Origin of the sequence: Haliea sp. E1-2-M8 (assembly GCF_030649675.1) — a bacterium.
In the GTDB taxonomy this organism is placed as follows: Bacteria; Pseudomonadota; Gammaproteobacteria; order Pseudomonadales; family Halieaceae; genus Haliea.
Genome location: NZ_JAUTDR010000025.1, coordinates 51,634 through 62,548 on the forward strand (window position 1 = coordinate 51,634; position 10,915 = coordinate 62,548).

10 protein-coding genes, 1 tRNA gene and 1 pseudogene are annotated in these 10,915 nt (G+C 64.3%); 4 read left to right on the plus strand and 8 right to left on the minus strand.

Going from position 1 to position 10,915, the window contains the following annotated elements; translation table 11 throughout:
- Positions 1 to 14: 14 nt before the first annotated feature.
- The gene (locus Q6D67_RS17600; RefSeq protein WP_304706983.1) at positions 15 to 1,694 is read left to right on the plus strand and encodes an acyl-CoA dehydrogenase family protein; all 1,680 of its coding nucleotides are present in this window, start codon (positions 15 to 17) and stop codon (positions 1,692 to 1,694) included.
- 524 nt (positions 1,695 to 2,218) lie between these two features.
- Here the strand turns inward: Q6D67_RS17600 and dnaB are convergent.
- The 8 genes from dnaB to rnr all read right to left on the minus strand — a co-directional run bounded on the left by dnaB (position 2,219) and on the right by rnr (position 9,370).
- The gene (gene dnaB / locus Q6D67_RS17605) at positions 2,219 to 3,637 is read right to left on the minus strand and encodes a replicative DNA helicase (RefSeq protein ID WP_304706984.1); all 1,419 of its coding nucleotides are present in this window, start codon (positions 3,635 to 3,637) and stop codon (positions 2,219 to 2,221) included.
- Between the two features lie 136 nt (positions 3,638 to 3,773).
- A complete protein-coding gene (gene rplI, locus Q6D67_RS17610) occupies positions 3,774 to 4,223 on the minus strand; it encodes a 50S ribosomal protein L9 (RefSeq protein ID WP_304706985.1) in 450 nt (149 codons plus the stop codon).
- Positions 4,224 to 4,270: 47 nt separating this feature from the next.
- Entirely contained in the window at positions 4,271 to 5,173 is a 903-nt protein-coding gene (locus tag Q6D67_RS17615) for a hypothetical protein (protein WP_304706986.1), read from the minus strand.
- A gap of 57 nt (positions 5,174 to 5,230) precedes the next feature.
- On the minus strand, positions 5,231 to 5,458 hold the full coding sequence (gene rpsR, locus Q6D67_RS17620; RefSeq protein WP_304706987.1) for a 30S ribosomal protein S18: 228 nt from the start codon (positions 5,456 to 5,458) through the stop codon (positions 5,231 to 5,233).
- Positions 5,459 to 5,505: 47 nt separating this feature from the next.
- Positions 5,506 to 5,940, minus strand: coding sequence for a 30S ribosomal protein S6 (rpsF, locus tag Q6D67_RS17625; RefSeq protein WP_304706988.1), 435 nt, complete (start codon positions 5,938 to 5,940; stop codon positions 5,506 to 5,508).
- Between the two features lie 110 nt (positions 5,941 to 6,050).
- Positions 6,051 to 6,176, minus strand: coding sequence for a hypothetical protein (locus Q6D67_RS17630; protein WP_304706989.1), 126 nt, complete (start codon positions 6,174 to 6,176; stop codon positions 6,051 to 6,053).
- A complete protein-coding gene (rlmB, locus tag Q6D67_RS17635) occupies positions 6,173 to 6,937 on the minus strand; it encodes a 23S rRNA (guanosine(2251)-2'-O)-methyltransferase RlmB (RefSeq protein WP_304706990.1) in 765 nt (254 codons plus the stop codon). Before rlmB ends, Q6D67_RS17630 begins: the two co-directional genes overlap by 4 nt.
- A gap of 9 nt (positions 6,938 to 6,946) precedes the next feature.
- Entirely contained in the window at positions 6,947 to 9,370 is a 2,424-nt protein-coding gene (gene rnr / locus Q6D67_RS17640; RefSeq protein ID WP_304706991.1) for a ribonuclease R, read from the minus strand.
- Positions 9,371 to 9,501: 131 nt separating this feature from the next.
- Here rnr and Q6D67_RS17645 point away from each other — a divergent pair.
- From Q6D67_RS17645 to Q6D67_RS17650, 3 genes and pseudogenes are all read left to right on the plus strand, one after another.
- Positions 9,502 to 9,588 (plus strand) — tRNA-Leu (locus Q6D67_RS17645).
- Between the two features lie 71 nt (positions 9,589 to 9,659).
- A pseudogene (locus Q6D67_RS21850) lies at positions 9,660 to 9,833 on the plus strand (DUF6538 domain-containing protein); the annotation flags it as partial.
- A 27-nt stretch (positions 9,834 to 9,860) separates the two neighbouring features.
- Positions 9,861 to 10,915 (plus strand): hypothetical protein (locus Q6D67_RS17650; RefSeq protein WP_304706992.1); only part of this gene is annotated, 1,055 nt, incomplete at its 3' end.

Genomic DNA, 10,915 nt, shown 5'->3' on the forward strand with positions numbered 1-10,915 from the left:
TGGAGTTATCGCCCATGAACGCACCCTCCCACGAAGACCAGCACACGCGCTTCCTGGCCGAGACCCACGCGGTCGAAAATGTTTCCCGCGAGCTGGCGGACTACAACCTCTACGCGGAGGATCGCGCCCTGCGCGACGCGGTACAGCGCGAGGGCGCGGCCTGGGCCGAGGCGGATCTGCAAGCCTTCGGCAGCAAGGTCGGCGCCGCCGACTACCTCCAGCTGGGCTTTGCCGCCAACCGCTACCCCCCCGAGTTCGACACCCACGACCGTTTCGGCAACCGGGTGGACCTGGTCAGCTACCATCCGGCCTACCACAGCCTGATGGACACGGCGCTCAGCCACGGCCTGCACTCCTCCCCCTGGACCGACCCGCGCCCGGGTGCCCACGTGGCCCGGGCCGCCCACAGCTATCTGCACGGCCAGGTGGAAGCCGGCCACGGCTGCCCCATTACCATGACCTTTGCCTGCATACCCTCGATTCGCAGCACCCCGGCCATCGCCGCGCTCTGGGAGCCGAAAATCACCGCACGTGAGTACGACCCGCGCAATGTGCCGGACCGGGACAAGGGCAGCGTCACCATCGGCATGGGCATGACCGAAAAACAGGGCGGCTCCGACGTGCGCAGCAACAGCACCCGGGCCTACCCCGTGGGCCAGCGCGGGCCCGGCGAGCTGTATGAACTGGTGGGACACAAATTCTTTCTCTCGGCCCCCATGTGCGACGCCTTCCTGGTGCTGGCCCAGACCGAGGCCGGGCCGGGCTGCTTCCTGGTGCCGCGCTGGCGCCCCGATGGCAGCAAGAACCCGCTGCAGGTACTGCGCCTGAAGAAGAAACTGAGCAACGCCTCCAATGCCTCCAGCGAGATCGAACTGCGCGGCGCAATGGGCTGGCTGCTGGGGGAAGAGGGCCGCGGCGTGCGCACCATCGTCGAGATGGTCAGCCTGACCCGCTTCGACTGCATGATCGGCTCCGCCGCCGGCATGCGCATGGCCGTGTCCCAGGCCCTGCACCACTGCAGCATCCGCGAAGCCTTCGGCGCGGTGCTGAACCGGCAGCCGCTGATGCAGAACGTGCTCGCCGACCTCGCCATCGAGAGCGAAGCCGCCCTGGTCACCGGCATGCGCATGGCCCGGGCGCTGGACAACCCCGAGGACGAGCAGGAAGCCCTGCTGATGCGCCTCGGCGTCGCCGTCGGCAAGTACTGGATCTGCAAACGCACCCCCAACCACGCCTACGAAGCCATGGAGTGCATCGGCGGCAGCGGCCTGATGGAAGACAGCATCATGCCGCGCCTGTACCGCGAAGCCCCGGTCAACGCCATCTGGGAAGGCAGCGGCAACGTCCAGTGCCTGGACGTCCTGCGGGCCCTGCAAAAGTCACCGCAGGTAGTCGAAGCCTTCTTCAACGAGACCGGCAAGGCCCGCGGCGCCAATACCGCCCTGGACCGCCAGCTGGACACCCTGGCCCACGAGCTCAACGACCCCACAGACATGGAATACCGCGCCCGCAGCGTAGTCGACCGCCTGGCGACCTCCCTGCAGGCTGCTCTGCTCCTGCAGCACTCTCCCAGCGAAGTTGCCGACGCCTACTGCGCGTCGCGACTCGAAGCAGCCGGCCACCACAACTGCGGGGCGCTCCCCCGGGGCATCGACTGCGCCTCTATTATTGAGCGGGCGACACCTCAAGCCTGACTATTGCGCTTCGTTCCGGGAGCGCGGTAGGCCGGGAGTGCCGGGCAGGACTCGCCGTGAATACATCCATGTAGGCTCGTATCGCGCATCCATGCGCTCAACGGTCCTGCCCGGCACTCCCGCCCCACCGCTCAGCGGGTGCCCCCTACAGCAGCGAAATACCATCGAACGGGCGGCACCGAAAGCCTGACTTCACTGCCCTTAGTCGGGGACACGATGTCTGGGNCTCCCGCCCCACCGCTCAGCGGGTGCCCCCTACAGCAGCGAAATACCATCGAACGGGCGGCACCGAAAGCCTGACTTCACTGCCCTTAGTCGGGGACACGATGTCTGGGGGTTGCCGGGCGGGACCGTCGACGGCATGGATGCCGTCGAAGAGCTTACAGGGAAGTATTAACAGCGTGTCCCGGCCGGCAACCGCCAGACAGCGGGGCCGCGGACCTTGGCGCCAATAGCCAGGCACCGGGGCCGCGGACACCCGCGCCAGTAGCCAGACATCGGGACTGCGGACAAAACGGGGGTAGTCAGTCGTCGTAATTCCCGCGAGCGAGGTTCTCGAAGCGTGTGAACTGCCCGATAAACGCCAGCCGACAACTCCCGATCGGCCCATTCCGCTGCTTGCCGAGAATGATCTCCGCCGTCCCCTTGTCCGGCGAATCCTCGTTGTACACCTCGTCCCGGTAGATGAACATGATCACGTCGGCGTCCTGCTCAATGGCGCCGGATTCGCGCAGGTCGGAGTTCACCGGGCGTTTGTTCGGGCGCTGCTCGAGTGAGCGGTTGAGCTGGGACAGGGCCACCATCGGGCACTGGAACTCCTTGGCGATGGCCTTGAGGCTGCGGGAAATCTCGGAGATCTCGGCGGTACGCCCCTCGGAGGAACCGGCGATCTGCATCAGCTGGATATAGTCGACCATGATCATGCCGATCTGGCCGTGCTCGCGGGTGACGCGGCGGGCGCGGCTGCGCACTTCGGTCGGGGTCAGGGCCGGAGTGTCGTCGATGAACAGGGGCCGGTCCTTGAGTTTGGAGACCGCGGTGCTGAGTTTGGGCCAGTCCTCCTGCTCCAGCTTGCCGTTGCGGATCCGGGTCTGGTCGATGCGCCCGACGGAGGACAGCATCCGGATGATGAGCTGCTCCGCGGGCATCTCCATGCTGAACACCAGGACCGGCTTGTCCTGGCCCAGCACGGCATTCTCCACCAGGTTCATGGCAAAGCTGGTCTTCCCCATTGAGGGCCGGCCGGCGATGATCACCAGGTCCGAGGGCTGCAGGCCGGAAGTCATGCGGTTGAGGTCGAGAAAGCCGGAGTCGAGGCCGGTGATATCGCCGCCCGAGTGGAACAGCTCCTCGATCCGGTTCAGGGCTGACTGCAGCAGCGGATTCACTTCCCGCGGGCCGCCGGCCTTGGGTCCCTGCTCGGAGATCTGCATGATCAGGCGCTCGGCCTCATCGATCAACTCGTCCGAGGTGCGCCCCTCGGGGCTGAAGCCGCTCTCGGCAATGGCCTGCGCCGCCTCGATCAGCTTGCGCAGGCTGGCGCGCTCGCTGACCACCTGGGCGTAGGCGCGGATGTTGGAGGCGCTGGGAGTATTGCTGGCAAGCTCCGCCAGATAGCCCAGGCCGCCGGCTGCGTCCAGCTCGCCATTGGCGGTCAGGCGGTCGGCCACGGTAATCACATCGACGGGCTGCGCGGCCTCGGCGAGTTTCGCAATCTGCCTAAAAATCAGGCGGTGATCGGGCCGGTAGAAATCCACCGCAGTGACCGCCTCCGCCACCGCATCCCAGCCGTCCGCGGACAGCAACAGGCCGCCGAGCACCGACTGTTCGGCCTCGATCGAGTGTGGCTGCATCTTGATGCGGGCAATATCCCGGTCACTGCCACCGCGCCCGCTGCTGTAGGGGGGCTCGGAAATAACGTCGGGGTAGTCGGTATCAGGCATGCAGGTCTGCTGTGACGGTCGCGGCCGGACAGGTTAGCGGATTTTGCCGGGCATGGAAAAGGGCACGCCAGATTTATTCAATCTGGCGCACGCTATGGAGCGGGGAGACGCCCGGGCCGTAGCCCGGGCAGGGTATTTACTCGGCGATGACTGAGATGACGACCATGGCGGTCACATCGCCGTGCACCTGGATGTCCACTTCGAATTCGCCCAGCTCGCGCAGGGGGCCTTCGGGGAGGCGCACTTCAGACTTGTCCACTTCGCAACCGGCCGCGGCCAGGGCCTCGGCGATGTCGCGGGTACCCACTGAACCGAACAATTTGCCCTCTTCCCCGGCATTGGCGCCGATGGAGATGGGCGCCAGCGCATTCAGGGCTTCCGCGCGCTTCTCGGCGGCCGCCAGGGTCTCAGCGGCAGCAGCTTCCAGCTCGGCACGGCGAGTTTCAAACTGGGCAACAGCGTCCTTGGTTGCGGGCACAGCCTTGCCCTGGGGGATGAGGAAGTTACGGCCATAGCCGGCTTTCACGTCCACCTTGTCACCCAGGCTACCCAGGTTGCCGATGTTTTCCAGCAGTATGACTTCCATCTCGATTTCCTCTTTCAGGGGAGTCGCCTCCCGCTTTATTTAAACCGTTAATCGCGGTCTTCGCTGTCGTCGCGCCGGGACACATCGGTCCCGGCACTGGCCGGCCAGCGCTGGCGAAAGCCCAGCCAGCTGTCGGCCACGGCCGCGATCACCACCATAATCTTCACCAGGTCAAACAGGACCCAGGCGACATAAAAACCCGCCAGCAAACCCGAACCCCGCCCGCGCAGTGCAACACGCGCATGCAGTAGTGCGAGGCCGGCAGCGGTCAAGGGCACCACGCAAATCGAGGCCCAGGACCGGTATTCCAGCCCGAGGCTGGCCAAACCCAGCGCCGCCACCAGCAGCAGGGTGCTGACAGCGGGCGGGTAATACAGGGCGCGAAACTCGCTGCCAAACCCGCCCGGGTTGTACAGGGCGGCCTGCCACCAGCGCGCCAGCAACAGGCAGAGCACGCTGAATACCGCATTGGCGGCGCCCAGCATGCCGGCGACCTGCAGTGCCGTCGGCCGCGCCAACTCCACCGCCGCCGCGCCCTCGGCAGCCATCTGCTGCTCCAGGTTGCCCAGAAACTGGTCGAAAAACACCAGCATCTGCTCCAGCACCGGGCCGCCGAACGCGGCCACCGCCCACCCGGTCACCAGACCGACAGGCACACTGGCCAACAGCGCCAGCGGCAGGCTCACAGTGAGCCTGAGCACCAGCGCCAGAGTGCCGGTCCCCAGCAGCAGCGCCAGGGGCCCGCTGTCGCCAAAGGCCAACATCAGGGCCCCGGCCGGCAGCACTGCCCAGAGCAACAACCATGCACCCTGCCCTGCACCGCGGCGCAGGGTTACCAGGGCGATGGCAGCCGCACTGATCCAGCAAAACAACAGGCTGCCAGCACCGGCAACGGCCACCACCAGCGCCTGCAGGCGGCCGCGCATGACGAACTTGGCCAGTCCTTTCAACGCGAACCTCCCAGGGTCGGGTCACAACCAGCGGCTGCGGCCCAAGACCGGGAATACTTACTGATGCGAATCCGAGTACGGCAGCAGGGCCAGGAAGCGCGCGCGCTTGACTGCGGTGCCCAGCTGGCGCTGGTACCTGGCCTTGGTGCCGGTGATCCGGCTGGGTACGATCTTGCCGGTTTCTGAAATATACGCCTTCAGCGTTTCCAGATCCTTGTAGTCGATTTCCTTCGTGCCTTCGGCAGTGAAGCGACAGAACTTGCGGCGACGGAAAAAACGTGCCATTTGCTACTCCTTATAAACCTTGATAATCGTTACTGGCTGCGAGCGGCTTATTCGCCGGCCTCGTCATCGCCTGCGTCGTCGTTGCTGCTGGTTTCGCGGGGCGTGCGCTCGGCTTCTGCCGACTGACGCTCCTCGTAGCGGGTCTTGCGCTCGCGGCTTTCCTTCTCGGCCTTCATGATGAATGACTCATCAGTAACGGCTTCATCGCGGCGAATTACCAGGTTGCGCAGCACGGCGTCGTTGTAACGGAAAGTGGTGGTCAGTTCTTCCATCGCTTCGTTGGAAGCTTCAACATTCATCAGGATATAGTGCGCCTTGTGAATCTTGTTGATGGGGTAGGCCAGCTGGCGGCGCCCCCAGTCTTCCAGACGGTGCACGGAACCGCCGTCTTTCTGGATGGTATTGGAGTAGCGCTCGATCATGCCGGGCACCTGTTCGGACTGGTCCGGGTGGACCATAAATACAACTTCGTAATGACGCATCGTGGCTCCTTACGGGTTAATGCTACCCATCAACGTGGTGTAGCAAGGAGGATCGGCTACCGGAACAGCCGGGCAAAATTCAGGCCGCGGATTCTATAGAGTTTGCCGGTTCACCGCAAGCACCATGACGCGACCTGCGCGACCTGCGCGACCTGCGCGACCTGCGCGACGACCTGCGCGACCTGCGCGACCTGCGCGACGACCTGCGCGGCCCGACCCGCGACCGCCAGGGTCACGCCTGCCGGCGCTGGCGCACCGCTTCGAACAGGCAGATGCCGGTCGCCACGGAGACGTTCAGGCTGCTGACCGAACCCGCCATGGGCAGCTTGACCAGGTGGTCGCAGAGGTCCCGGGTCAGGCGCCTCAGGCCGGCGCCCTCGGCCCCCATCACCAGGGCCACCGAGCCCCTGAGGTCACTCTCGTAGACCGTGGCCTGCGCCTCGCCGGCAGTGCCGTAGATCCACACCCCGCGGGCCTTCAGCGCCTCCAGGGTGCGGGCGATATTGGTGACCCGGGCAAAGGGGACAACTTCGGCGGCACCGCAGGCGACCTTGCTGACGGTGGGCCCGAGGTCCGCGGATTTGTCTTTCGGCACGATAACCGCCTGCACCCCCGCGGCATCGGCACTGCGCAGGCAGGCGCCGAGGTTGTGGGGATCGGTGATGCCGTCCAGCACCAGCAGGAGCACGGGCCCGGAGCTGTCATCTACCAGCCGCAACAGGTCGGCCTCATCCAGCAGGTTGCCGCCCATGGCGGAGGGGCCTGCAGCGGGAGACTCGGCGACGGTGGCGACGGCGCCCTGGTGACGACCCTGGACCAGCTCATCCAGCACCTTGCGCGGCTCGCGCACCACCGCTATGCCCTGGTTGCGGGCCAGGGCCTCGAGGCCGGCAATACGCTTGTCCGCCCGCCCCTGCTGCAGGGCCAGCTGCCGCACCGCCGCGGGATTGCGCCGCAGCAGGCCGTCTACCGCGTGGATGCCGTAGATATACTGCAAGACGCGGGCCTAGCGGCGACGGCGACGGCGGGACTTGCCGGCTGCAGCGGGCTGCTCCGAATCGGCAGCGGGCTTGTTCGCCGCGGGGGCCTTCTTCTTCGGTGCACCGGACTTCTTCGCCGGCGGATCAGACTTTTTCCCCTGCCCGGACTGGCCTGAAGCCTGCTTCTTCCGGGCCGGCTTGCGCGGCTTTTTGGAGGCCCCCTTCGCAGGTGGCCCCGAGTCGACCATTTCCAGGTCGACTTTCTTATCGTCCAGGTCCACCCGGGCGACCTGCACCCGCACCCGGCCACCGAGCTTGTAGCTGCGGCCACTGCGCTCGCCGACCAGCCGCTGGTGCGAGGCGTCGAAGCTGTAGTAGTCACCCGGCAGGGCGCTGATATGCACCAGCCCCTCTATATAGATGGGCTGCAGCTCCACAAACAGGCCAAAGCTGGTGACCGCGGCAATGATGCCGTCGTACTCGTCGCCCACATGGTCCTGCAGGAACTCGCACTTGAGCCAGGATTCCACGTCCCGGGTGGCATCATCCGCCCGGCGTTCGGACATCGAACAGTGCATGCCGTACGCCACCATGTCGCGCTCGTCATAGGGGAAAATATCCTCCTTCGGCAGCAGCGGCGCACCGCGCTGGCGCACCACGGTCTTGGTGCGCACCTTGGAGCGAATGATGTGGCGGATGCCCCGGTGCACCAGCAGGTCCGCATAGCGCCGGATCGGCGAGGTGAAATGGGCATAGGCCGGATAGTGGAGGCCGAAGTGGCCCTCGTTTTCCGGCTGGTATACCGCCTGACGCAGGGAGCGCAGCAGCATGGTCTGGATGACATTGGCGTCGTCGCGGGACTGCACCTCATCCAGCAGCCTGCCGTAGTGGGCCGGGGTCGGCTTTTCGCCGCCGCGCAGGTCCAGACCCAGCTCACCGAGGAAGGCGCGCAGGCTCTCCAGCTTCTCGGGGGTGGGGCCCTCGTGCACCCGGTACAGCACCGGCAGCTCGTGCGCCTCATAGAAGCGCGCGGCCGCCACGTTGGCGCAGAGCATGCACTCTTCGACAATCTTGTGGGCGTCATTGCGCACCACCGGCACGATGGCGTCGATCTTGCGCTGCTCGTTGAACAGGATACGGGTTTCGGTAGTCTCGAAATCGATCGCGCCGCGGTCACCCCGGGCGCTGCGCAGCACCTTGTACAGGGACTGCAGCCGCTTCAGGTCCTTGATCAGACTCTTGCTGATCTCCGGATGGCTGCCCTGCTCCAGCGCCTCGCCGACCTGGGTGTAGGTAAGACGGGCATGGGAGTTGATTATTGCCTCGAAGAAGCGGAAACCGGTCAGCTTGCCGGAGCCGCTGAGCTCCATCTCACAGACCATGGCCAGGCGATCGACCTCGGGCTTCAGCGAGCACAAGCCGTTGGACAGAGCCTCGGGCAGCATGGGCACAACCTGTTCCGGGAAGTACACCGAGTTGCCGCGTACGGCGGCTTCCTCGTCCAGGGCTGAACCCGGTTGCACATAGTGCGAGACGTCGGCAATCGCCACCCACAGGCGCCAGCCGCGCAGGCGCTTTTCGCAGTACAACGCATCGTCGAAATCGCGGGCGTCCTCGCCGTCGATGGTGACAAAGGTCTGTTTGCGCAGGTCCGCGCGATGCTGTTTGTCTTCCTCGCGCGGCTCCGCCTCCAGGGAACCCGCCTCCCGCAGCACCTCTTCCGGCCACTCGTGGGGAATGTTGTGGGAGCGGATCGCCACGTCGATTTCCAGGCCCGGGTCCAGGTGGTCGCCCAGCACCTCGACGATGCTGCCCTTGGCGCCGAGATTGCGGGTGGGGTAGTCGGTGATCTCGGCGGTGACAATCTGGCCGGACTTGGCGCCGCCCTTGAGTTTCGGCGGAATCAGGATGCGGTGGTTGACGCGGCTGTTGTCCGGCACCACGAAGCCGATGCCGCTCTCCTCTTCATAGCGGCCGACGATACGGCTGGTGCCGCGATGCAGGACTTCAACCACCCGGCCCTCCGGGCGCCCGCGCCGGTCCAGGCCGATGACGGCGACCAGCACCTCGTCGCCATCGAAGACGAACTGCATCTGGCGCGAGCTCAGGTAGAGGTCATCACCCTGCTCCAGGGGGATGGCGAAGCCGTAGCCGTCGCGGTGGCCCTGCACCCGGCAGCGAATCAGGTTCATCTTGTCCACCAGGCCGTAGGCGCCGCGGCGGTTGACCATCAACTGGCCATCGCGCTCCATCGCCCGCAGGCGTTTGCGCAGGGCCTCTACCGAGTCTTCGTCCTCGAGCAGGAGCTGCTTGGCGATCTGGGCGTGGCTGAGGGGCTTGTCCGCCTCCGTCAGCAGCTCGAGAATCGCCTCGCGACTGGGGATGGGATTGTCATAGCGCGCAGCTTCGCGCTCAGCGTGGGGATCGGCAATCTTGCCTTTTTTGGTCATATTGTGAGGGATTTCCTTGTCTGTTTTGCCTGTGACGAATTTTACTGGCCGACAGTATACGCGAGGATTGACAAAGCTGCCCGGGAAAAGTAAAGTGCGCGCCCTCGGGTCAGGCGACGCTTGACCCGCAGGCCCAGGTGGTGAAATTGGTAGACACGCTAGCTTCAGGTGCTAGTGCTCGAAAGGGCGTGGAGGTTCAAGTCCTCTCCTGGGCACCAAACACTCTCCCAGCCCCGTAGTCACGGGGGTTGACGCACAGACAGTCGCATATTGGCCCAAATTGGGACAAATGCCTGTGCCAAATTACATCCTACGCCGTGCCTCAGGGTATTACTTCCGGTATGTCCTCCCGAAATCCTATGCCCACCTGCTGAGCACTCGGGAACTCCGGTACACTCTCGCCACCAATGAACGACGGACAGCCAAGAGACTGGCGCGGGGCCTCCTATGCCAAATAGAGGCACTACTTAGCGATTTAGCAGGGGGGGCCGTGGCGCTCACAGAAAGCCAGATTAAGGACACCATCCGCACCTATGCCGAGGAAGCCCGAGAGGCTATCGAGGATGAGGCCATATCAAAGCGGCGCACCCCCGCGATGCAGGAAGCTTACCAAGGTGTTCTTCTTGAGGACATTGCGGCATACGACTACGCCGCAGGCCATGCCGATTACCGAGAGATAGCCCCGCAAGTCGCCAAGTTGTTTGGTATGGACAGGGCAGCGGCCACCAGTGACGCAGGGTTTCATCGAGCTTGCCGGGAGTGGGCCTTGGCAACCGCAGAACTGCGGCGCTACTACCTCCGATTACTTCAGGGAAAGCCTGTAGAGCATGTGGGCACCAAAGAACCCATCGCTCCACCCACAGGCAAGCCCTCAGGAAAGCTAATCAGCTCGATGCTGGAACCTTTCATTGAAGACCGGGTGAAGTCTCGTGGAATCAAGCAGAACACTGAGGAGAATTACAGGCAGCACGTCCGGGCGTTTACGGATATAGCAGGGGACAAGGCGGTGGACTCATACACACACAAGGACGCCTGCCGCTTTCGCGATGACTTGTTGACACTCCCAAAGAACAGGAACAAAAGCCGACATTACCGGGGATTTTCCGTCAGCACCCTCTTAGCAATGGACATTCCGGCTGAGGAACGTCTCTCAGGCAGAACGGTGCTGGAACACCTTACTAGCCTGAAGGCGATGTTCGGCTGGCTCACAGCCTGCCGGGAGATTGAGCACAACCCCTTCACGACCGTCAGTGTTCCGCACGAAAGCCAGTCGTACACGATCTACACCGCCGACGACCTGAATCTCATCTTCAGTAGTGAGCTTTACCAGCCAGAGTCCGCATACGCAAACAAGAGGGATACGACAGCAGGCCAGTGGTGGCTCCCCCTGCTCGCCTTATACACAGGAGCAAGGCCCTCGGAATTAGTGCAGCTCCGGTTGAGTGACATCCGTCAAATCGGGGAACATGTTGTACGGGTTCTACCCCACTTCCACGGACACTTCAAAGAAGCCCATAATGGGCAAAAGGAGTGTTTATGTCGAAG

Excerpts from the sequence above, each read along its gene's own strand:
- Q6D67_RS17600 (WP_304706983.1), top strand. The coding sequence starts at position 15 with ATGAACGCACCCTCCCACGAAGACCAGCACACGCGCTTCCTGGCCGAG.
- dnaB (WP_304706984.1), bottom strand. The coding sequence starts at position 3,637 with ATGCCTGATACCGACTACCCCGACGTTATTTCCGAGCCCCCCTACAGC.
- rplI (WP_304706985.1), bottom strand. The coding sequence starts at position 4,223 with ATGGAAGTCATACTGCTGGAAAACATCGGCAACCTGGGTAGCCTGGGT.
- rpsR (WP_304706987.1), bottom strand. The coding sequence starts at position 5,458 with ATGGCACGTTTTTTCCGTCGCCGCAAGTTCTGTCGCTTCACTGCCGAA.
- rpsF (WP_304706988.1), bottom strand. The coding sequence starts at position 5,940 with ATGCGTCATTACGAAGTTGTATTTATGGTCCACCCGGACCAGTCCGAA.
- rnr (WP_304706991.1), bottom strand. The coding sequence starts at position 9,370 with ATGACCAAAAAAGGCAAGATTGCCGATCCCCACGCTGAGCGCGAAGCT.